Raw genomic sequence first — 23,472 nt, forward strand, 5'->3', positions numbered from 1 at the left:
CTCGACAGCCTGAAGACAGGCCTTCCCTTTAAAGGAAGTCCTGTCTTTTGTGTTACTTGATTCTAACTTCATACCATATTTTTTTAGGGGTACGATTGCTTGTTCCAGATAACTTCATCACTTTTGATTTCGGAAATTTAAGTTGGATATATTTTAGTTCCGTACTCGACAACCGTAATTCCCTCACACAAGCTCCATCCTTAAAAGAATCCGATAAAAACTCATCAAACCCATTATTCTTTTGATGGTTCATTCGTCGTTCCTCCCTAATCAGGATTTTATAGCCTACCACAACTCACACTTCATGTTTATGATGAACATCGCTCATTTAGTATCATTAACTATTAACTGCTAAACGGAATTGAAAAGTTGCAATTTGAGGCAACTACAGTTTGACAAACTGATCCTTTTTACTCAGTGCTGCCAGTGCTATCTCACTCTCATTAAATGGAATTTCTTGATCGCCAATAATTTGAGTTGTTTCATGACCTTTACCTGCGATTAGGATTGTATCATCCTTGTCACTCATTTCAATTGCATACTCGATAGCAGCTTCTCTTTTCAAAATTGCTTTGTAGTTACCACTAAAAGTATCCATTGCTTTAGAGATTTCATCAATAATCATCACAGGGTCATGTTTTTTGGGATTGTCTGAAGTAACCACTGAAAAGTCGGCAAAATCAGACGCAATACGGCTCATACCGATACGTTTTTCTTTACCCTTATCACTCGCATCTGCATACACACCAAAAACTAAAATCAATTTCCCCTTAACGTATGGACGAATAGACTCTAGGGCTTTTTCTAATGCAGCTTCAGTATGAGAAAAGTCTACGATGATTTTATAATCTTCGTCCTTATAAATCGTTTCCATCCTACCTCTAATGGATTTAACGTTATTGATACCCTGTTGAATAACAGAGAGAGAGATGCCATTACAATATCCACATGCAATTGCTGCCAAGCTGTTATATACATAAATTTCACCAGGTAAATTCACTGTGATTTCTGCACTTCCAGATGGCGTGTTCACAGTATAGATGGTTCCATCAAACGAATAACGAATATTAGTTGGATAAATGTCAGCCTTTTGTTCGATGCCATATGTAAGTAAAACAGGTTTATATCCTTTGACGCGTTCGATAAGCTTTCTTCCGTAATCATCGTCCAAGTTAACAATATTAAAATCATTTGTTAAGTCAAACAGCTCTGCCTTCGCATTAAAATATTCATCCATATCTTTGTGTAACTCCAGATGATCTGGGCTAAGATTCGTGAAAATTGATGTATTAAACTGACTGTAAGCAACTCGCTTCAAGTTTAAGGCATGTGATGAGACTTCCATAATACAATTATCTGTTTGTAAATCGGTCATTCTTGAGAAAAAATTTTGCAGGTCAACCGATTCTGGAGTGGTATTTTTGTTCTGAATCAGTTCATTACCAATCATAGTTCCTGTTGTTCCAATTAACCCCATTGTTTTGTTTGCCTGCTCAAAGATTGATTTAATAAAATAGGTTGTAGATGTTTTTCCATTCGTTCCAGTGATTCCGATGAGATTTAATCTTTCAGAGGGATTATTGTAAAAATTTGCTGAAACAAGTGCTAAAGCATCTCGTGAATTATCAACTTTTAAAACTGTTACATCCTGTTCTATATGCATATCATATTCCACAATTATAGTCGATGCACCTTGATCTATTGCAGTATTGACAAACTGATGCCCATCAACTTCAAAGCCTGAAATTGCAACAAAAATACTATTATCAGTAACTTCTCTTGAATCAAAAGAGATTCGGCTAATTTCTTTATTTAAGTCTCCTTTTATCTTATCGTACTTCAGACCCTCAATGACAGCAGTTAATAACATCTTTTTCAGCTCCTAACAAAGCATTTCCTTTTTTTATATCATTTGTTTATTTATGTATTACTATTCGTTTTCCACAATATAGAAATTAGATTGGTGAAGACCGCCTCGTCCATTAGAAAACTTGGCTTATGCCAGGCTTTAGACGAAAGCCTTACTTGTATAATGAAAACAATGTCCTTGTAGTAGGACTATTCCTTATTGTTATCATTATACAACAAATTAGGCTTCTATGAATATGCTAGCCACTAGAAAATAATTACTATTAAAATTTATATCGGTTATGCATATACTCAACCCAGCAACGATTCTGGACAGATTCCCCTATACCGTTAGGAATTACGCAACTTGTAAAATTTATAAAAGTTTTTGATAGTTACCTTCGATACTGCATATAGTGGGATAACGATTAGGATACCAACGAAACCATACAAAGCTCCTGCAACTACAAGCAAAAGTATAATTGTCAATGGATGTAAATGTAAACTTTTACCAAATATTGCTGGAGAGATGAGATTTCCCTCTAGCTGCTGAACAATCAGCATTATAATTAAAATATATAACACCATTATCGGATCCTGAATTAACGCAATTAAAATAGCTGGTAAAACCCCTAAAGCAGGTCCGAGTAATGGTATAACCGCAGTTACAATAACAAATAAAGCCAGGATAATCGCATAATTTAAGTCAATAATCATGTATCCGATATACATCAATATTCCATCAACCAATCCCACTGTTAATTGACCAACAATATAGGAAGATAATGTACGGTCGATATCTGTTAAAATTCTTTTTCCCTCACTTGTATGCTTTTCAGGGATAAAATTAAGCAGATAAGGAAGTAGCCTATGGCCGTCCTTTAGAAAGTAAAACAGTATGAATGGAACTAATATCAGCACTGTTGCAATACTCGTTATTGCACCAATTATTGCGGTAATATTATCACTGACTTTTTGCGCAATATTACTTAGAAAAGAAATGGTCTTTTGTTTAATTTCCTCCACTGATAAAACCCCGAAGTTATTTGCCTTAATCAGCTCTTTTGTTTCCTCAAGTGTCTTTTCAACCTTTGAGGGAAGTTGATTGGTTAATTGCTGTGCCTGGTCAACCACTTTCCCGCCGAAAAGTTGTACGAGTATAATAATCAATCCAGCAAACAGTACATAGACTGCAAGTATTGAAATGGAACGGTTCATAAACTTTGGCTTAGAAAACAACGTAACCACAGGTCGAAGGATGTAATAGAACAATCCCGAAAAAACAATTGGAAAAAACAAAACTGTAACTAGTTTTTGGAATGGATTCAGGAAAAAGTCAATTTTACCAAGGAAATATATACATAGCAATATTACCAGTGTACCTAACGCATATTTAAAAAAGGGATGTCGAACCCACATTCTTGCACACCTACTTTACTGAGTTTATTAGTAGCCTTTACCTTTTTTGCAACATTACTAAACAGTCGTCTTAAAGTTCTACAATATTTCACATGCAAAAGGTATCTGCAGGAAAGACAATAATAGAATGAAAACAGCCTAAATGGGACATGGTATCACTGAAAGGAGTGGATTTCATGGAACAGACATGGTTGTCATTAGTACCTTTTCTAGTTGTAATTGGGATGTCCATTTGGTTAAAAAAGATATTGCCTGGACTTGTCCTGGGATTATTGGTTGGTACGTTACTTGTTGAGGGAAGTCTTTTAGACGGTGCACAACAAACTATTACATACATTATCACGACTTTATCGGATGAAACCAACATTAAAATCATTGGTTTTCTGTATTTATTCGGAGGATTAGTTGGGATGATGACGATTTCAGGTGGCATAAAAGGGTTCGCAGACTGGATTGGTGAAAAAATACAGTCTCAACGCGGACTACTCATTCTAATTTGGTTAACACTTCCTTTTACATTTATGATGCCTATGTTTCGAATTATGATGATTGGGCCGGTCGTCAAATCTATTATGGAAAAGATGAAGTTATCTAAACAAAAAGTAGGATTTACGATGGATGTTTCTACGGTATCTGTTATTGTTCTTTTACCTGTAGCAACTGCGTTCGTTGGTTTTATGATTTCTTTGGTTGAAAACGGAATCCAAAAGCAAAACCTTTCAGAATCCTCTTATGAGATTTTTCTACTTAGTATTCCATTTAATTTTTTTGCTATCACAATGCTTGTAATTGGCCTTATTCGTACCTTTTGGTCATCAAACAAAAAAGAAGATGGATCAGAGCAACAGAAGAAAACAAATGAAGTGAAACACGATTTTCACACCCTAGGTCGAAAGAAGGAACTTTCGATGGTTAAAGCACAGCCATGGAACCTTATCGTACCACTTTTCCTATTGCTGGGGTTGTCTTTGTATCTTTTATGGCTGGATGGGGTTGCAAAAGGTGCTGAAACTGTTTTTCAAGCCTTTTCTACCGCAGATGCAACATTTGTGATGTTACTAGCAATTTTCATAACACTTGTCGTAACGTTTATTTTTTATATGTTTCGTAAGCAATCATTGGATGAGACCATCTACCATTTTTTTGATGGCGGTAATCAGTTGATGCAGGCAATAATTCTTCTGATTCTGGTTTGGGCACTTTCACTCGTTGCTGAGGATTTAGGTTTCTCAAGCTTTATTGGATCTACTTTAGGTACATTTTTACCCAGCTTCACAATACCTGCCATCATCTTTTTCCTTGGGGCGATCGTGGCCTACTTTATCGGTTCATCCTGGGGAACTTGGGGCTTGTTCATGCCTCTCGGAATTACTCTCGCCACTTTAACCGGGGCGTCTCTCCCGATGACCGTAGGAGCTGTTTTTGCCAGTGGTTCATTCGGCGCATTAACTTCACCACTTGGAGATACGACAATTACAACTGCTTCAATCTTAGAAATGGATCTTGTAGAATATGCACGAAATAAGTTGAAAATTTCTTCGATTGGCGCTGCCATATCAATTGTTCTTTATCTTGCAGCTGGTTTCTTTTTCACATAATCAGGCAGAGAAAACAAAACCGTTCAGATGAGTTTTCTGATCGGTTTTTACATAATAATTTATTTTCTCTAATCAACTCTTGGTCCCGTTCGCGGAAAAAAATTTCGGACATTCAGTTAGGTAGCTTTTAACAGGTTCTTTAATAATTTTTATATATATTTCTTCGTTACATATACAGAAGTCATTACAGAAAGAAGCGCGCCATAGTTCAGAGAAAACCTAACCTCATCCCCTACCTTTAGGTCTACTCTCCTGGCATTAATTATTGTATGATCACTACTGGATCCAAGAATTGCAACATCTAGTTCAGGTGTTAAACCTTCAACTAAAACATCCTGGTGTCCAAAGGATGCGATTGCTCGTCTCATTAGACCCAGGTCTTGAAACTTTGGAAGGTTGCCAAATGCATCCTGTCCAATTTCCCCATAAGGTAAAGATGGCTTTATTTTTGATTCAATCACTTCGGATACAAAGATAAATGCGTCTGTAAATAATCCAGGAATAACTTTTCGGTCAAGTGTTTCACGTCCTAAATAGATTGATTCACCCAACCTTAAATTATTTATACTCCCGACATTTGGAGAATCCATAAACCAATTATAGTTAGCTGAATTGCCTCCGGAAACATACAGGAGTGGCAAGGAAAACTTTACATCAACCATTCTGGAAAGTTCTGATAAATAATGCATGTTCTTTTCATTTGGTTTGACGCCCCCAAAGCAGGCAAAATTAGCACCAATACCTACAATAATTACTCCTGAAAGTTTTAAAACCTCTTCAATAAACACTATTAATTGTTCTGGTAGAATGCCCTCTCTCAAATCACCCATTTCTATCATCAGGATAATTTGATGTATCTTATCCTTTCCAACCGCTATTTCAGCAAGCTTTTTTATCACGAAAAGCTCCGTATTCAGACTGATGTCCACATATTGAATAACGGCTTCAGCCTCACTAAGTGCGGGTGATTTCAACAAAACAAACTGTGATGCTATACCTGCATCACGCATTTTCTTGATGTTCTCTATTTTTGAATCTGCAAGCATATTAATCCCACTGTCAACAAAGGTTTTAGCGATCTTTGCATCGCCACATACAGTTTTCGTGACTCCCATAATTCCAATTCCTTTTGAACCATACAATCGGACCAGTTGATCTGCATTATGGGCGATCTTTGCGAGATTTATCTCCACCCTTGACGTGGCAAGTACCGCCGTTTCTATCAATTGACTAATACTTTTTTAGTTTTACTCTTCAACTCAGGATAGACCTCGAAGAACTGATTGATCAGTTTATCACAGCCATATTTTAAGACATCAGTTGTCGGAACGTTAAGGTCCTTTTCATATTCAGAAACGGTATCCAGTACCTCTTTATCAGACATACCTTCATGGTTAATTGTTACCGCTACAACTTTCGATTTTGAAAAAGTTTCAATTAGATCAATTTCACTTTTTAATGTAGGCATTTTCATATAACTGAAGTCTCCAAGGTTTTCCCTTTTTGGTGGATGTTGAACTATGATAGAATTTGGTCTTGATCCTCTAATAATGGAACATGAACTGATATAGGCAGGATGGCTTAATGCGCCTTGTCCCTCAACAATAATAATATCGGGATTTTCATTTTCATATGCTCTCATAACCTGATTCTCAATTTCACCAGTCATAAACTGTGAAGGAATAGCATCTATCGCTACGCCGTATTTTGCACCCTGAATCAATCCTGTCTGTCCTGTCGCCACAAAAGCCACATTCAATCCTTTTTCTTTTAATGCTTCCTCAAGGATCACGGCTGTAGTTCTTTTGCCGACTGCACTGTCCGTACCGAGCACAGCAACGATTGGTGTTTTAATATCTAAGATTCTGCCTGAGAACAGGTGCATATCTTTCTTTTGAGGTGGTTTTCTAACGTCATTGATTGTAACCCCATACTTTACTGAATGATTCATAAATTCTTTATCATCAGTGAGAAATTCGTGAAGTGTGTTAACAATGTTCATTCCTTTTTCCATTGCTGTTAACACAATATCCCTTTCATTATTTTGCAAGAACCCTTCAGAAGGGGCGATTCCGTAAATAAACTGATTCGGTGTTTCAGTCAAATTTTCCAGAGCGTGTTCAAGACTTCTAAACACCGGGATATCGTTTGGTTTCTCTTCAAGGTATTCACCTGCATCCAAACCAGCCTTTGTACTATCGATCACTCCAACTATTTTATATTTTCCAGAACTTCTAACCAGTCCGTTAGCGGTCTTTCCGTCCATTGTACCGAATTTACTTTCGCAATAAACAATTGCTGTTTCTTTCATAAACTTCCACTCCTATTAGTAGTTTTACTGCCATTCTATAGCTTTGGTAAAAATTACCATTTAAATCCAAACAAAAAACACCTTCGTATAATATAAAATAACTTACTGGCGTAGTGCCGAAATTTATTATGCAAGGTGTTTTTCCGAGGTATTCAATTTTTCATTACTATACTTATTAGTATAGCACAGTTCAAACAATTATGTTTTTTTATAACCTTTTATTCCATACTATATGATCATTATTTTATCTTACTAGCATAAATCATGCTTAAAATCTCGTTGAATTGGTGGGTACTAACTTGATAATTATTTGCAACAAGCCACTCAATCAATATGGACCTATCTGCATAAAACTCATCTTCAATTGCTCCAATCGCTTCACTATTACCTGATTCACGAAAGTTTTCAATCACCTCAGCTCGATGTTGTTCATTAAGAAACATTAAGTCCACAATACAAATTTGTCCTTGCCTTTTTAATACACGGTCCATTTCCATGAGTGCTAATATTTTTTCCTTATCAGTCAAATGGTGCAAGGCATAGCTTGTTACAACACTATCCACATGATTATCCATCAAAGGCAATGCTAGAAAATGCCCTTTACGTGTTTCAATGTCAGGAAACTTACTTTTACACATTTGTAACATTTTTTCAGACTGATCGACGCCGATAACCTTCGTATCATTACTTAAAAATTTGGATCCAAGATTTCCAGTTCCAACCCCAATATCCAAGCAAACATGCTCAGACTTTACTCTAATTGTTTCAACTACTTTAGTCAGGGCCTCATCATAGTCCTGATGTACATTAAAGCGATACCCACACATTTTAATGTTCTGATCATAACTATGTGCCTGGTTATCGAAATTCCACTTATCTTTCCAGTTTAATCTAGCGTTTTTCATTTCTTTTAAATGCTGTGATAGGCCAAATATCTCTTCTATTGAATAGGTGTCATCCTTAGTACTGTCTATCATTTGATCAATAGTCCCGATCATATCCTTCATCTCTATCCACTTTTCGAATAATGCTGAGCGTTGAATATTCAAATAATCCCTTATACTCATATCATTGTTTTTCAAAATAACACCTATTTCTTTTACAGGTATTCCAATTTCTCGCATCGCTAAAATAGTACTCAATCTCACTATATCTTTCTCTGTGAATGTTCGGTAGTCATTTTCACTATCTTTTTTTGGGGTAACTAACCCTTTCTCTTCATAAAACCGGATTGATCTCGGTGTTGTATTTAACCGCTTAGCAACTTCTTTTATCTGCATGATTTCAGCTCCTTTAAAATCACTATATACGTTTACGTAACGTTAATGTAAAGATGAGGTTTTAATTTCAATATGCAAAAAGTGCAGCCTTTACACGGCTGCACTTTCACTATTATTTGTTCATACTGGAGAAAAAATCACCTAATGGATCATCATCAAGCTCATTTTCATCTTCCTTATTAGACTGCTGTTGTAAATCTATTTGCATATCATCAATGTTAATATCACCAAGATCGTTAAGACTGGCTTCGCCTTTTGCGGGTGATTCTTCCTCAACAGCAGCTAGCTCGTCAATCGCTTTATTCATGTTACTAGTACTACTATTTAAAGAAGCCAATAGAGATGTGGCACGCATTGGATCACTCAATAACTGGTAGAGGACTGAACCAAGTAAAGCTTCTGAATGCTCATGTTTCATCCAGCTTTTTTGTTCCTTCGTTAATTGCTTAGGAAGTGGAATCGTGACGGTTTCACGTTCTCTGGTATCCGTCTCATTAACCCCATTTAAAACATATTGGGCAATTTTACCAGAAAAATTTCGACGCTCAGTTTCCTTTAGCTTTTGTAACAGCTTTAATACATGGTCTGGTGTATCTGAAGGTATACGAAACGTAATCGACTGTCCACGTTCTATACTTTTTTTAGTATCTGACATACCATCACCCTACTTTGTTTTTTCTGTAACTTTTTCTTCTTTCTTGTCATTTGTATTTTTAGCCATAAAATCAGAAATTAATTTGTAATAAGCGTTTGCCATCATCCAAATGCTTTCATTCTCATCTTCAAAAAATTCGATGTTGTAACCATCCAGCTTATTGTTTAATGCTTTAATATAATCTTTTAGTACTGCTGATCCACCACCAACAAAGTAGCAAATTTCAGATTGGGAATTCTTGGCCCAAACATTCCTTAAATAGCGATATTCTTTCTTAGCAAGCTCCAATAAAATGCGGTCTGTTATATCATGTACATTTGTTCTGCTGCCTTTAACCATAATATGGTGACGATCGTTTTTACGGGTGATTATATCAACCACATCCCGACGACTATCTAATTCAACCCCGTGTTTAGTCCGGATTTCTTCACGAATTTCTTCTAATGATTCAGCAACTCCTAAGTTAAAGCCTTGTGCCTTATCATCGTCAACATTCCGATTACGGATAACTGCGATATCAGTTGATAGTCCGCCAATATCCTGGATTAAAATTTGTTTATCTATTAAATCCTTATTAATAACATTTCTATCATTATCCATAATAAGATTCACATATGCCGCAAAACCTTCAGGATACACTTTTACTTCATCAAACTTAATGTTTACCTTTTTCCCTTGGTATTTAGGTGTAATTAAAAACTCTACCTGGTGAACCGAACCAAGTAATTGCGAACGGTAACCAACGTCTTTTCCTTCTTTCACTTCACGAAGTGGGAGACCAGTTCCAAGTGTATAGTTAGCATTAATGACATTACTTTTGTCTGTTTTGAATTCACTATTACTTACCGCATCTAACGCCAGTGATGCAATTAACATAACAATTGTCTGATCTTCTTCCGATTTACTACTACCTGGATCAAGCTCCGTTGAATTATTAGTTTTAGTCGCTAGATTACCAACGCGGTATACTGCATTGTTCTCTTCTAGAGCAGGGGAGTGGACTCGAATATGTATGTTGTCCAATGGATCCTTTTCATCGAGTTCTTCAATTCCAATTACAGGACGATCTTCTATATCCCTTGCAATTACATTCGGTATATATAGTTCATTTTCCAGTTTTCCAAAATTAGCTTTTAAAGCATCATTTCCTACATCCACAGCTGCGATTCTTGAGTTAGTCATTAGTATTCTATTTCCCCTTTCAAAATTGATACATTTATAATGATAGTTTATTCTATCGAAATAGGCAATCAGACTTTTATCGTATTCTTTATTGCAAACATGTATACGTTTTGTATTCGCTGTTAAAACACCGTGCGTACCTGTTTGTAAACATGTTTACTTTTTTGCACACATATGTGTACTTGGATGTATACATGATTACAGTATTGTATACAAATGCCAGCTGGTGATAATTAGTTCATAAAATAGGTATTTATGTCGATATAAACTATAAATTGATAGATGAGGATAGAAGGCATACCTTGGATGTTAAGATGCTATAAATAAAACCTAACTAATAAAATAGCCCTAAAGAAATAGGTAGAAAGATGTAGAAGTTTTTCAATTATTAGTATAAAATAATAGAAAGGGAGGGATTGCACATGTGGACCGTTAAGGGAATAATATCAATCATCTTTATAGCATCACTGGCGATTTCGATTCCTTTTGGAAAAATATTAGTAGATACGAAAACATTTTTAATTGCAGTATCGTTATACCTCATTTTCTCACTTCTTTATTTTAACCTTCGAGTTATCAGTAAAAAAGGAAAAGTTAACATCGATCATGGTACGTCATATAGTATGTCTTTTGTTCTTTTCGCCGGCCCCTTAGGTCTGTTAATCTATGAAACCATTTACAGGACCACCACCTATCTTTACAAAAAAAAGACAAATACTGCTGATCCGGATGAATTCATGCACTTATTCTATAATATAGGATCCTTTGTCACCGCAAACTCATTAGTATTTTATCTATACATGAATTACTTTCCACTGATAGAAAACAAACCATTTTTGTACTGGGTTCTATTATTTGCTCTAGTTTTAGGGTCCGCCCTACTAACTGATACATTCCTAATCACTATTTTTTATTTTATAGGTGAGATTAAAAGCAAACAGGACATGATTGAATTTTATAAAGGAAGAAGCTGGCTTGATACCGGCAAGGTAACTCTGACAAACGGGCTATTGTTAGTCTTTCTATTAGACGGAAAATGGGAAGTTATTATAGCATTTTTTATTCTTAACTATCTTGTAAGCCGGTCATTTCTCGTGAAATCGCAAAGCTTACAGGATCGAGCAGAGCGGGATAAGTTTGAACAAATGGCTTACACAGATTTCCTAACCGGTATTCCAAATCGTGCTCATATGGACAAAGTTATGAATACAATGCAGGAAACAGGAGAGTATTTAGGAGTAGTCGTAGCCGATATTGATTACTTCAAGGCAATCAATGACTCTTATAACCATGCAGTAGGAGACCTTGTTATAAAACACTTCGCAAAACTATTAAAAGATAACATAGAAGAAAAAGATTATGTATTCCGAAGTGGTGGTGAGGAATTTACATTATTGTTGCGATGCAGGAACTTTGAAGAAACGGTTAAACTTGCTGAACAATTACAAACAGAGGTGGAGCATAGTATAGTAGATGCAAATTTTAAGAATAAGCATGTCTTAATTCGATACACAGCTTCATTTGGTCTATATTACTACAAAGTCAATGATAAATTGACTTTGGAAAAAGCATATGTGAACGCAGATAATCTATTACTCCACGCAAAAAAGGTAGGTAGAAACCGGGTTACTGTTAAAAACGGAATGATTGACGTGCCTTTATCAGGTAGATACTAACATATTGGTGCGACTGGATGGGAATAACTATTAAAATTGTCTTGATAAATCTTCATGGTAGTATCAATTTCAATACTACGAACAGTTATAATATGACCCTATATATCTTCGGGGTCTTATTTATAATAGCACTGGCCATCTCTATATGGATCAGAACGGACATTAAAAGGTTAAGAAATGAACAAACAGAATCAGTTGGGAACCTATCTGATTTAGCAAGTGGTGAAACCCGTTAATTGAGCAGTAAATACATCGTCGTGACGTATCTTTTCTAAAAAGAAAGATGTGTTACGGCTTTTAATTTTAGTGTCAATCAATTCCTATCTTGTATTGTATTTGAAAAACATTTAACAAATCAATTAAGCTTTACTTTGTGCGACGACTAGCTATTATGGTTTGCATTTCATATATGTTCATCATCTGAATTCCTCCCTATTTCTTTGATACTCTAAGTATAGGTATAAATTCAATTTTCCATAACAGCTAGTAGCCTGATTTTATCTCAACCTCCGGACTGATTTAAATTTACTTCCTTATGAAATAATGATAAAAAGCAGGATTTAAATAGACTTGTGAAGAATAATTAGAGTAGATAATTAGATGATTAAAGGGAGATAGATATGTAATGAAAATCGGTCAAATTGGTATTCCCGTAAAAGAAATTAATAGGGCGATTCATTTTTATAAAGATTTACTTGGCCTTTCTTTGTTATTTAACACAAGCAACATGGCTTTTTTTGACTGTGACGGGACAAGAATTATGTTAACGTTGCCTGAGAGGGAGGAATTTGCGCATCCCAGCTCAGTCATCTATTTTCAAGTTGATGATATACGTGATTCTTACGATGATCTTACCGAGAGAGGTATTCCTTTTATAGACGAGCCACATAGTGTAAGTAAAATAGGAAACACAGAAACATGGATGGTCTTTTTTAAGGATTCTGAGGATAATACACATGCTTTGACCAGTGGAATTGAGAAGGTATAATGACTATTGTAGCCGCTTTGGCGGTGTGTATTCATGGTCACCTTTTTCAATTTCAGAAAAAATATCCTGTTGATGAGTAGGTGCTTTTTTCATCTCTTTGACCTCACCTAACTTAGTTAAAATTTTTTGAACATCTTCAGCTAATTGCTGAAATTCCTTTTTTGTTACTGATTGGGCCTCTTCTTTTAGTACAAACCCCACCTGACCATTAGGTTCTAATGTCGCCCATTTAACTTCCGATATTTTAGTTACATTTTTCTGGCGCAAATTCATTTCTAATTGATCCACTGTTAATCTTACTTTTTTTAAATTTTTTTCATTTATTATTCCATTTTCAATTAAAACCTTTGATTTCCCTGTAATAAGTGTCTCAATAAAATCAACTTTTATTTGAGCTAACTCCATTACCGTTAAGGTCAAAACGAGTATACCTCCAACCCCAAGTGTTATCCAGACATTTTTGCCTGCAAGTGGCTGGATAAGCAAAGAACCCATACCAATCATAATCACTGTTTGTGTTAGCGTCATTTGAGATATGGACTTTCTTCCTGCAAATCGCAGTAAAAGAGTACCACCAACGACAATGAGAACAGACTTCCATATCCAGTCAAGATCCATCTTTTTACCCTCCTCCTATCAAATTATAATTTAGTTTGGCTCTTTAGAAGCAACACTATTCTTATTAGATTGCAAAAAATTAAATGAATTATTGAGTAAACAGCTCTTTTTTCTATTAACCTGTTTTTCAGATTGTTTTTTGACACAAAATCTATAGATTGCGACATAACTGCTGTATTTATCTCATACTCACTATTTATTTAGAATGGTGCTGATCAAGCGCTGCGGAAAAACACTCGCTTTCCGTGGGGAACGCTTCAGCCTCCTCGGAGCAGAAACCGCTCACTGTGGGGTCTTCAGACTGTTCCTTTCCCACTGGAGTCTCGCATTTTTCCGCAGCTTAGATAGCTTTCTTTTCAAGGGAGAAAAAGACCCATGAAATCATAGAATTCCTAGTGAAGTTAGAATACGTAGACTCCTGTTTAGAACAGTAGCACGCGTCCGAAGATCCTGGAAAAGGTGTTCTTTGCTTCTGAGGAGTCTGAGGCCGTGCCAGGCGACATAGCAGACACTGTGAAAGCGTAAGCTTGAGCAGATGTCACACTTGTACCCGGAGTGGTAAAAGCGAAGTATTCTGCCGGAACGACGTCTAGAAAGTTTTACTATGTAGCAGTTTGTATCAATTGCAAATGTCTTTCCATTATTAGAGGGAGCCAGTGTTACTGGCTCCCTCTCTACAAACAAATTATTGAGTTTTGTTTTGTTGGGATTGTTGTGTTGCTTGAGTTGCTTGAGCTTGCTGTGCTTGATCTGCTTGCTGACGAGCCTGTTGTAGTTGTTGTTGTGCTTGTTGAAACTGCGGGTCTTGTTGAGCGGTACCGCCAGCTTGATTTTGACTATTTTGAAGTGCTTGTTCTGCTTGCTGCAGTTGTTGCTGCGCCTGTTGCATCTGTTGCGGATCTGCACTAGCTTGTGCCTGTTGTACTGCTTGTTGCGCCTGCTGAGCCTGTTGTGCAGCCTGTTGAATTTGTGCATTTTGTTTTGCCATTCTTAAAAACCTCCATTTATTTATTGTGCAATTAAACACTAGTACGTATCATTCACAAGTTTGCTCAAATTATCATAATTAAATTATAAAAATAAAATACACCAAAAAAACACGCCTGGCCTCAGACGTGTTTTTCAATCTTTATATTACTTTTTCTTTCTTTATTTGCTTACTTCTTAGTTGCCCACAAGCCGCGTCAATGTCTGCACCATTTTCCCAGCGTACTCCACAGTTAATACCATATTTTTTAAGTGTTTCAAAAAATGCTTGAATGCTTTCAGAGTCACTTCTTTCGTATTGGTTATGTTCATCAACTGAATTATAAGGAATTAGGTTCACATAAGTTAAGTGACGTTTATCTTGAAGTAATTTTGCAAGCTGCACCGCTTCTTCCTTGTGATCATTGACATCCTTCAACATAATATACTCATAGGTGATGCGTCTGTTTGTTGTTTCCAAATAATAATCAATTGCCTTCATGAGTTTTGCTATTGGGAATGCTTTGTTAATCTTCATAATTCGTGTTCTCAGTTCATCGTTTGGTGCATGTAGAGAAATTGCCAGGTTAACTTGAATTCCTGTATCGGCGAACTCATATATCTTATGCGCAAGTCCACTTGTTGAGATTGTAATGTGTCTAGCACCAATGCAAAGCCCTTTGTCGTCATTAACTACACGTACAAAATCAATCATATTCGTAAAGTTATCAAACGGTTCTCCAATTCCCATTACAACGATATGACTTACTCGTTCTTCCTTACCTTGTTCATCAAGATGCTTTTGTACATTCATAATTTGCTCAACAATTTCACCGGCAGAAAGATCGCGGCTTTTCTTCAATAGTCCACTGGCACAGAACGTACAACCGATGTTACAGCCGACCTGTGTCGTGACACAAACTGATAAACCATAGTTAAAGCGCATCAAAACAGTCTCGATTAAATTTCCGTCTTCCAGTTTAAACAGGAACTTAATTGTGCCATCCTTTGACTCCTGTTTGACAGTCTCCTCTAATGTATACAAAACAAAGTGTTCATCAAGTAATGCTATACAATCCTTGTTGACGTTGTTCATTTGAGAAAACTCAGTTACACGCTTCTTATATAACCAGTTCCAAACCTGTTGGGCTCTGAACTTCTTTTGTCCATGTTCCTCTAACCATTCCGTTAATTGATCATATGTTAGTCCATAAATGGATGATTTTTTCATTTTGTACCCTCTTTTCAACGCACGAATTCCTTTACTTACCTATATTACTGAAAATCTGTGTATGAAGCAAATGGTTTGTGATGGAAAAAGTGGTTGAAGATACGTCTCACCTGATTTTTAGGGACAATAATAAATTTGACTAAAGTGGAAATTTGTCTCTTTAACGCTGACTATAAGGTATAAATAGTAATATCGCCAGAGCTAGTTCTGGCTTTGATATTATTTTTTCCCAAGCCAAGGGTTGCAACAACGTTATGGTCGTTCTTCTCCTTGATTTCTAAATCGTCAATACGCACATTGACGTCGCCTGAATTTGCTCTACACTCAAGACTCAGTGTCTCTGGCACCTGATCAAATTGTATATCCACATTTCCACTTGAGGCTTTAAAATCAAGATTACCATTTATTGCGTAACTGTTATAGACAATATCTCCAGAAGACGTCTCCATTATCGCTTCATTACTTACCAATTCCTTTGACTTAATTGATCCACTACTGGCAACTAGCTTTGCATTCCCAGCATTATTTCCCTTTACGACAATATCACCACTTGATGATTTAATAAAAAGTTTGTTACTTACTGATAAATCAGATATCAATTGACTTCCTGATGAAGAACTACTCGTAACTGTTTTTGACACTAACTTACTAAGTATAATTTCTCCAGAGGATGTCCTGATCTGTAAATCATTATACGTTTTTTCAGGCAATGTAATCTGTAATTTTACATCGCTGTAACTAGCTTTAAATTGCAGACCTACATCCTTTTTCTTTTTGTTAAAGCTAATATCCAATGAATTACCCCGTTGTGAAACTTTAAACTCATAATCCTCTGCTAACTTCTCACTTATTTCACCAGTTAACAAGATGATGATATCCTCTCCAGCACCTGTTTCAACTTCTACATCCGCAGAAGAAGTTGAAACAACAAGCGTATCTATTTGTTCTCCTATTACTGTCTCTTTTTGATTAATTTCAACTGTATTCTTCCTTAATCCAAAAGCAGCCATTGTCCGTTACTCCTTATCTTAACTATATTTTACTATTATTCTAACATTTTCTCTTAATCTTACCCATTTCGCTTTGAAGTTTGAAGTGTTTTCTTCAAAAGTAGAAATAACAGATACTATGATTCTAATCTGTTATTTCTAGGACTTCCTATGGTAATACCGAACTCCCCATCAAATATCGATCACATTCTCTAGCGGCTTCCCGCCCTTCATTAATAGCCCATACAATCAGGCTTTGACCGCGTCTTATGTCCCCAGCTGCAAAAATACCCTCCCGATTGGTTGTGTATTTTCCGTATTCAGCTTTCACAGTTGATTTTTCTGTTGTTTCGATTTTCATTTGTTGCAATAAATTTTGTTCTGGGCCTTTAAAACCTATAGCAATCAACACAAGGTCGGCTGGCCATACCTTCTCTGTACCTGGGATATCCACTCGTTTACGATTGCCGTTTTCATCAACCGTCAACTTCACATTATTTGTATGGACTTCTTTTACATTGCCGTTACTATCACCAACGATTTTTTTCGTCATTACAGCATATGCACGTGGGTCACCACCAAATTTACCGGCAGCTTCTTTATGCCCATATTCAATACGATGGATGATTGGATACTGGGGCCAGGGATTTCCCATATCATCCCTTTTGGCTCCTTTCTTATCGTAAATATCAAATTGGGTAAGGCTTTTACAGTTGTGCCTGACAGCTGTTGCTAGACAGTCTGTTCCTGTATCTCCACCACCAATAACTATCACATGTTTATTTTCTGCTGAAAGATAAGCTCCATCTTTGTGATTTGAATCAAGCAGGCTTTTCGTATTAGCATGTAAAAAATCCATAGCATGATGTATGCCTTTCAGCTCACTACCTTCTACTTCCAAATCCCTCTGAACTGCTGCACCACCACATAGAATAGTAGCATCAAATTCATTTTCCAGCTGATTGACGGTAACATCTACCCCAACCTCTGTATTCAGAACAAACGTTATTCCCTCAGCTTCTAAAATAGCTGCACGTCGCGCAACGATAGTATAGGATAGTTTCATTTCTGGAATCCCATAGGTCAGTAAACCACCCACACGGTCATCGCGTTCGAATACTGTCACTGTGTGCCCTGCTTTATTTAATTGTGCAGCAGCAGCAAGTCCGGCTGGTCCGGATCCTATTACAGCAACCTTTTTACCAGTACGTTCTGTAGGAATCTCTGGAACGACCCAGCCTTCATCAAACCCATTTTCAATAATAGAACGCTCTATGGTTCGAATAGCGACAGGTGGCTCATTTATCCCTAAGACACATGCCCCTTCACATGGTGCTGGACAAGCAATTCCAGTGAATTCCGGAAAATTATTTTTCTCATGTTCAAGATCCAGTGCTTCCTTCCACTTACCCTCATAAACTAGTGTATTCCATTCTGGGATTAGGTGATTTACCGGGCAGCCTGACGTAACACCATTGAATTCATTGCCAGAGTGACAGGTGGGAACACCACAATCCATACATCTGGCACCTTGTGTCTGAATCTCACTCTCTGTCATAGGGTTTGTATAATCTATCCAATCTTTTATTCGCTTAATCGGATCACGTTCACGTTGAGCTTGACGTTCAAACTCCATAAATCCTGTCAGCTTTCCCATTAAACCTCTCCTCTACTATATCCGTTTTTGAGTTTCACCCCTTAACGGGAGCATACGCTTTTCTTTGTCTAGCTTCTGCTCCCAGCGTCTAGCAGACTTCCTACTTCTTCTTACGATAAGTCAACATCGATTCGCTCCGCTCCTCGTGTTTCCTTTATCTAATACGAAGCAGTCCAGTCTGTACGTCGCTTAACGGGAGCATACGCTTTTCTTTTGTCTAGCTTCTGCTCCCAGGGGTTCGGCGTCATAAGCAATTGACACTTCGAGGACCTAACCCCTGTCCTCTTCGGTCCTTTGCTTATGCGTTTCACCCCTTTTCGGGAGCATACGCTTTTCTTACTTACTTTCTTGGAAGGCTTTCATTTCTGCGTCGAATTTGGTTAGTCCGGTTTCTTTCAATTCTTTTATGCGACTTTGTACTTTTGTGTATGATTTCGGGATAACTTTCACAAAATCCCTTGCATATGTTTCCCAGTAGGCAAGTGTACGTTTTGCGTAGGAGCTATTTGTGTATTGGACGTGTTGTACAACCATTCCACGAACAGCTTCTAAATCTTCCGCGCTTAATGTTGTATGAACATGTACCAAATCAGCATTTACTTTTGTATGGAATGTTTGATCCTGATCAAACACATAAGCAACACCACCTGACATTCCTGCGGCAAAGTTTCTTCCCGTGGAACCGAGTATCACGACTGTTCCTCCAGTCATATACTCACACCCATGGTCGCCAACACCTTCGACTACTATGTTAGCCCCACTGTTTCTGACAGCAAAACGTTCACCTGCAATGCCGTGTATATAGGCTTCACCTGATGAAGCGCCATAAAAAGCAACATTTCCGATAATGATGTTCTTTTCAGGCTGGAAGGTGATTTTAGGATCGGGGTGGACAATGATTTTGCCACCTGACAATCCCTTACCTATAAAGTCATTGGAATCTCCTACTAAGCGCAACGTTATTCCCCGGGGAATAAACGCACCAAAACTTTGCCCAGCAGATCCCTTTAATGTTAGTTTTATTGTATTTTCAGGTAATCCTTCTTCTCCGTAACGTCGGGTTACTTCACTACCAAGCAAAGTACCTGTTACCCGGTTAATATTACGGATAGCTGTTGTGAATTTAACTGGTTCCTGGTTATCAAGCGCGCGTCTGCAGTTTGGAATTAACTCCTGATAATCAAGTGATTGCTCTATCCCATGATCCTGTTTGACCGTTGCATAGCGTCCAACTTTAGCTGGTAAATCTGGCTGATAGAGTAATGCAGTCAAATCAATTCCTTTTGTCTTCCAATGATTAATCGCTTCATTTGTCTTCAAAACATCAGTGCGACCAATCATTTCATCAATTGTTCTAAAACCTAACTCAGCCATTAATTCACGGGTTTGTCTCGCAATAAGCTGCATAAAATTCACAACATGATCGGGGTTTCCGGCGAATTTTTTTCGCAATTCCGGATTTTGCGTTGCAATACCCACAGGACAGGTATCTAAATGGCAGACGCGCATCATGACACATCCTAAAACTACTAGCGGTGCAGTTGAAAATCCGTATTCCTCCGCTCCAAGCAGAGCAGCCATAACAACATCTCGACCTGTCATCATTTTCCCATCTGTCTCTACAACGATGCGGTCGCGTAACCCGTTTAAAAGTAATGTCTGATGCGTCTCAGCCAGGCCAATCTCCCATGGCAGACCTGTGTGCTTTAAGCTAGTCCGTGGCGCAGCACCAGTTCCACCATCATATCCACTTATTAAAACAAGATCTGCACGCCCTTTGGCAACACCAGCCGCAATCGTACCAACACCAACTGCAGAAACTAATTTCACACTAATCCGTGCTTTTGGATTTGCATTTTTTAAATTGTGAATTAACTCCGCTAAATCCTCTATTGAATAAATATCATGATGTGGTGGAGGGGAGATTAATTCCACTCCAGGTGTCGAACCTCTTACTTCAGCTATCCACGGGTATACCTTCTTGCCTGGTAGATGCCCGCCTTCACCTGGCTTAGCACCCTGAGCAATTTTTAATTGAATTTCGTCTGCATTTACAAGATAGTGGCTAGTAACCCCAAATCTTCCCGAGGCAACCTGCTTGATTGAACTTCTTCTCGAATCTCCGTTATCATCTCTAGTAAATCGACTAGAATCTTCTCCACCCTCACCAGTGTTACTTCTACCACCAACACGATTCATCGCAACAGCCAATGCTTCATGTGATTCTTTACTGATAGAACCATATGACATCGCACCTGTTTTAAATCGCTGACAGATCGATTCAACAGATTCGACCTCGTCAATCGGAATTGATGTCTGCTTTTTGAACTCTATCAACCCTCGAAGTGACTGTAAATTATTGGTTTCGTTTGTTAATAGATTTGTATACTCTTGAAATAGATCATAGCTGTTTATCCTGCAAGCATGCTGGAGCAAATGAATTGTCTTTGGATTATATTGATGATCCTCACCATTTTCCCTAAACTGAAATTCATCCCCCGATTCCAACCCTGGTACTCCACCGCGATTTTCACCGAAACCCGTTCTGTGTCGCATAACAGCTTCTTTTTCTATTACTTCCATCCCAATTCCACCTAAACGTGAGGCCGTTCTGGTGAAATATTTATTGATTACGTCCTTATGAATACCTATAGCTTCAAATATCTGTGCTCCACGATAGCTCTGAATAGTTGATATTCCCATTTTAGAAAGAATCTTTATTATTCCATCAGTTACCGATGTAATATAGCGCTCAATTGCTTGATCCTCGTGATATGTCTCTAACTCTTTTCTTTCTACTAAATCGCTAACTGAGTCAAATGCCAGATAGGGGTTTATTGCTTCTGCTCCATATCCAAGTAATGTTGCAAAGTGATGCACTTCTCTGGGTTCAGCAGATTCTACTAAAATACTTACAGTGGTTCTTGTTCTCTGTCTGATTAAATGATGATGTAATCCCGAAACAGCAAGAAGTGCGGGAATTGCTGCTTTTTCTTCACTAACTCCTCTATCTGACAAAATGAGTAGTGTTGCTCCATTATCAATTTCCTCATCTGCTTTTTTAAATAACTTATCCAAGGCCTGTTCCATCAGTCCTTGGTTAGCCACATCAAATAGTACCGAAAGTTCACTTACCTTAAATCCATCAACCTGTTCCAATCGCAGCTTCTCAAGCTGACTATTTTTCAAAACAGGCGTTTGCAATCGAATGTGTCTGCAGCTTTCGGAATTTGGCACTACTAAGTTGCCTTCTCTACCAATAGTAGTTTCAGTCATAGTAATAATCTTTTCACGAATTGCATCAATAGGTGGATTTGTCACCTGAGCAAATAGTTGTTTAAAGTAGTTGTATAATAACTGTGGCTTTTTTGAAAGTACAGCAAGAGGGGAATCATATCCCATCGAACCAATTGGATCTTTTCCTTCAAGTACAAGCGGCTTGATAATTTTGTTTAATTCTTCACGTGTATATCCAAACGCTAACTGCTGCTTTAAAAGTTCTGTTCCATGAAACTGTTTCTTTTCATATGTAATCTCTGGAACGTCATTGATGTCTATCTTATTCGTTAACCATTCCTTATACGGCTGTTCCGATGCTGCCTGCAGTTTAATTTCATCATCAGGAATGATGACTCCTTTATCTAAATCTATCAGTAACATTTTGCCTGGCTGCAACCGATCCTTATATGCGATATCATCTGCAAAAATATCCAATGCTCCAACTTCAGAACCCATAACGATCATGCCACTTTTCGTAACATAGTAGCGCGCAGGTCTAAGTCCGTTACGGTCAAGACATGCACCAATCTGACTTCCATCTGTAAATACTAGTGCAGCTGGTCCATCCCATGGTTCCATTAGTGAACTGTGGTAATCATAAAAGTCGCGTTTTTCTTCCCTGATTGTTGTATCGTTTGCCCAAGGCTCCGGAACCATCATCATAGCAGTATGTGCGAGTGATCTCCCTGAAAGGTGTAGAAACTCAAAGCAATTATCAAACATCGAAGAGTCACTACCCTCAGCATCAATAACAGGTAATATTTTCTGAAGATCCTCTTCCTTAAAGTACTCAGATGTGCATAATCTTTCTCTTGCACGCATCCAATTGACGTTTCCCCGCAATGTATTGAATTCTCCATTATGAATAGAATATCTATTTGGATGTGATCGTTTCCAGCTGGGGAAAGTGTTCGTACTAAATCTGGAATGGACTAATGCCACTGCTGATTGGAAATCCGGGTGATTTAAGTCAATATAAAACGAATCTAGTTGTTCTGGAATTAACATACCTTTATAAACTATTGTTCTTGTTGAAAGACTACTAATATAAATGTCATCATACTCAGCATGTTTCGCCATTTCTTTTTCAATACGCTTTCGAATTACATAAAGTTTGCGTTCAAAAGCCATTTGATCTACAAGGTCTTCTGATTTTTCAACAAACAACTGGCGGATAACAGGCTTGCTTTTTGAGGCTACTTTTCCGATGAATGAATCGTTGATTGGCACTGGACGCCAACCCAGGAAGGTCTGTCCTTCTTCCTTAATAATTTGTTCGAAAACTTCTTTACTTCTTAGCCTTGTATCATGTTCAACTGGCAGAAAGACCATTCCTATACCATACTCTCCTGCTTCCGGCAGTGAAATATCTTCCTTCTCACATTGTTTCTTGAAAAATCGGTGGGGAATTTGCGTTAATATTCCAGCACCGTCACCAGTACTGGTGTCAGCTGACTGCCCACCTCTGTGTTCAAGATTACATAAAATATTTATCGCATTTTGCACGATGCTATGTGTTTTTTCACCATTTATATTTGCAATCATACCAATTCCACAAGCCTCGTGTTCATTGGCAGGATCATATAACCCCTGCAATTCAGGGAATCCGTTTCTTGTCATCACAACAACCCCTTTTCAATTATCTAAAGATTCTAGTAACTAATAATGTATTAGTATACCATATAAGATAGTCTTTAACAAAAAATTCTGATAACAAAATATCAAAATTATTTAGATTTCTAGAGGAGTATGAGTTCGAACTTTCTTGTAGCGGA

Annotated in this window: 18 protein-coding genes; 4 read left to right on the forward strand and 14 right to left on the reverse strand. The window is 37.5% G+C overall.

Features of this window, described 5'->3' with window-relative positions:
* Positions 1-52 precede the first annotated feature (52 nt).
* The 3 genes from ACOI1D_RS15105 to ACOI1D_RS15115 form a co-directional block, all read right to left on the reverse strand.
* Complete coding sequence (locus tag ACOI1D_RS15105) at positions 53-253, reverse strand: hypothetical protein (RefSeq protein WP_422502251.1); 201 nt, start codon at positions 251-253, stop codon at positions 53-55.
* A 132-nt stretch (positions 254-385) separates the two neighbouring features.
* Positions 386-1,870, reverse strand: a complete 1,485-nt coding sequence (locus tag ACOI1D_RS15110; RefSeq protein WP_422502253.1) for a UDP-N-acetylmuramoyl-L-alanyl-D-glutamate--2,6-diaminopimelate ligase — start codon at positions 1,868-1,870, stop codon at positions 386-388.
* 329 nt (positions 1,871-2,199) lie between these two features.
* Positions 2,200-3,267 (reverse strand): AI-2E family transporter, encoded by a 1,068-nt coding sequence (locus ACOI1D_RS15115; RefSeq protein WP_422502254.1) that lies wholly within the window; start codon positions 3,265-3,267, stop codon positions 2,200-2,202.
* 176 nt (positions 3,268-3,443) lie between these two features.
* On the opposite strand from ACOI1D_RS15115, the gene ACOI1D_RS15120 reads away from it, so the two are divergent.
* A complete protein-coding gene (locus ACOI1D_RS15120) occupies positions 3,444-4,865 on the forward strand; it encodes a Na+/H+ antiporter NhaC family protein (RefSeq protein ID WP_422502255.1) in 1,422 nt (473 codons plus the stop codon).
* Positions 4,866-5,014: 149 nt separating this feature from the next.
* Here ACOI1D_RS15120 and ACOI1D_RS15125 read toward each other — a convergent pair whose 3' ends face one another.
* The 5 genes from ACOI1D_RS15125 to ACOI1D_RS15145 form a co-directional block, all read right to left on the reverse strand.
* On the reverse strand, positions 5,015-6,091 hold the full coding sequence (locus ACOI1D_RS15125) for an alanine/ornithine racemase family PLP-dependent enzyme (protein WP_422502257.1): 1,077 nt from the start codon (positions 6,089-6,091) through the stop codon (positions 5,015-5,017).
* On the reverse strand, positions 6,088-7,176 hold the full coding sequence (locus tag ACOI1D_RS15130) for a DUF1611 domain-containing protein (protein WP_422502259.1): 1,089 nt from the start codon (positions 7,174-7,176) through the stop codon (positions 6,088-6,090). The genes ACOI1D_RS15125 and ACOI1D_RS15130 overlap by 4 nt, the downstream gene beginning before the upstream one ends.
* Positions 7,177-7,415: 239 nt before the next feature.
* Positions 7,416-8,456, reverse strand: a complete 1,041-nt coding sequence (locus ACOI1D_RS15135) for a MerR family transcriptional regulator (RefSeq protein ID WP_422502261.1) — start codon at positions 8,454-8,456, stop codon at positions 7,416-7,418.
* A gap of 112 nt (positions 8,457-8,568) precedes the next feature.
* Positions 8,569-9,111, reverse strand: a complete 543-nt coding sequence (locus tag ACOI1D_RS15140) for a hypothetical protein (RefSeq protein WP_422502262.1) — start codon at positions 9,109-9,111, stop codon at positions 8,569-8,571.
* A gap of 9 nt (positions 9,112-9,120) precedes the next feature.
* Positions 9,121-10,293, reverse strand: coding sequence for a hypothetical protein (locus ACOI1D_RS15145; RefSeq protein ID WP_422502264.1), 1,173 nt, complete (start codon positions 10,291-10,293; stop codon positions 9,121-9,123).
* A 422-nt stretch (positions 10,294-10,715) separates the two neighbouring features.
* On the opposite strand from ACOI1D_RS15145, the gene ACOI1D_RS15150 reads away from it, so the two are divergent.
* The 3 genes from ACOI1D_RS15150 (at position 10,716) to ACOI1D_RS15160 (ending at position 12,957) form a co-directional block, all read left to right on the forward strand.
* Complete coding sequence (locus ACOI1D_RS15150) at positions 10,716-11,969, forward strand: GGDEF domain-containing protein (RefSeq protein ID WP_422502265.1); 1,254 nt, start codon at positions 10,716-10,718, stop codon at positions 11,967-11,969.
* 92 nt (positions 11,970-12,061) lie between these two features.
* Complete coding sequence (locus ACOI1D_RS15155; protein ID WP_422502267.1) at positions 12,062-12,205, forward strand: hypothetical protein; 144 nt, start codon at positions 12,062-12,064, stop codon at positions 12,203-12,205.
* Between the two features lie 389 nt (positions 12,206-12,594).
* The gene (locus ACOI1D_RS15160) at positions 12,595-12,957 is read left to right on the forward strand and encodes a VOC family protein (RefSeq protein ID WP_422502268.1); all 363 of its coding nucleotides are present in this window, start codon (positions 12,595-12,597) and stop codon (positions 12,955-12,957) included.
* Between the two features lie 3 nt (positions 12,958-12,960).
* Here ACOI1D_RS15160 and ACOI1D_RS15165 read toward each other — a convergent pair whose 3' ends face one another.
* The 6 genes from ACOI1D_RS15165 to gltB form a co-directional block, all read right to left on the reverse strand.
* A complete protein-coding gene (locus ACOI1D_RS15165) occupies positions 12,961-13,575 on the reverse strand; it encodes a DUF421 domain-containing protein (RefSeq protein ID WP_422502269.1) in 615 nt (204 codons plus the stop codon).
* 685 nt (positions 13,576-14,260) lie between these two features.
* A complete protein-coding gene (locus ACOI1D_RS15170) occupies positions 14,261-14,563 on the reverse strand; it encodes a hypothetical protein (protein ID WP_422502270.1) in 303 nt (100 codons plus the stop codon).
* Between the two features lie 141 nt (positions 14,564-14,704).
* Positions 14,705-15,772, reverse strand: coding sequence for a 23S rRNA (adenine(2503)-C(2))-methyltransferase RlmN (rlmN, locus tag ACOI1D_RS15175; RefSeq protein WP_422502271.1), 1,068 nt, complete (start codon positions 15,770-15,772; stop codon positions 14,705-14,707).
* Between the two features lie 170 nt (positions 15,773-15,942).
* Entirely contained in the window at positions 15,943-16,782 is an 840-nt protein-coding gene (locus tag ACOI1D_RS15180; RefSeq protein ID WP_422502273.1) for a DUF4097 family beta strand repeat-containing protein, read from the reverse strand.
* A gap of 148 nt (positions 16,783-16,930) precedes the next feature.
* Positions 16,931-18,418 (reverse strand): glutamate synthase subunit beta, encoded by a 1,488-nt coding sequence (locus ACOI1D_RS15185; protein ID WP_422502275.1) that lies wholly within the window; start codon positions 18,416-18,418, stop codon positions 16,931-16,933.
* 336 nt (positions 18,419-18,754) lie between these two features.
* On the reverse strand, positions 18,755-23,317 hold the full coding sequence (gltB, locus tag ACOI1D_RS15190; RefSeq protein ID WP_422502277.1) for a glutamate synthase large subunit: 4,563 nt from the start codon (positions 23,315-23,317) through the stop codon (positions 18,755-18,757).
* Between the last annotated feature and the right edge of the window lie 155 nt (positions 23,318-23,472).

Origin of the sequence: Virgibacillus sp. DJP39 (genome assembly GCF_049310925.1) — a bacterium.
GTDB lineage: Bacteria > Bacillota > Bacilli > Bacillales > Amphibacillaceae > Virgibacillus_F.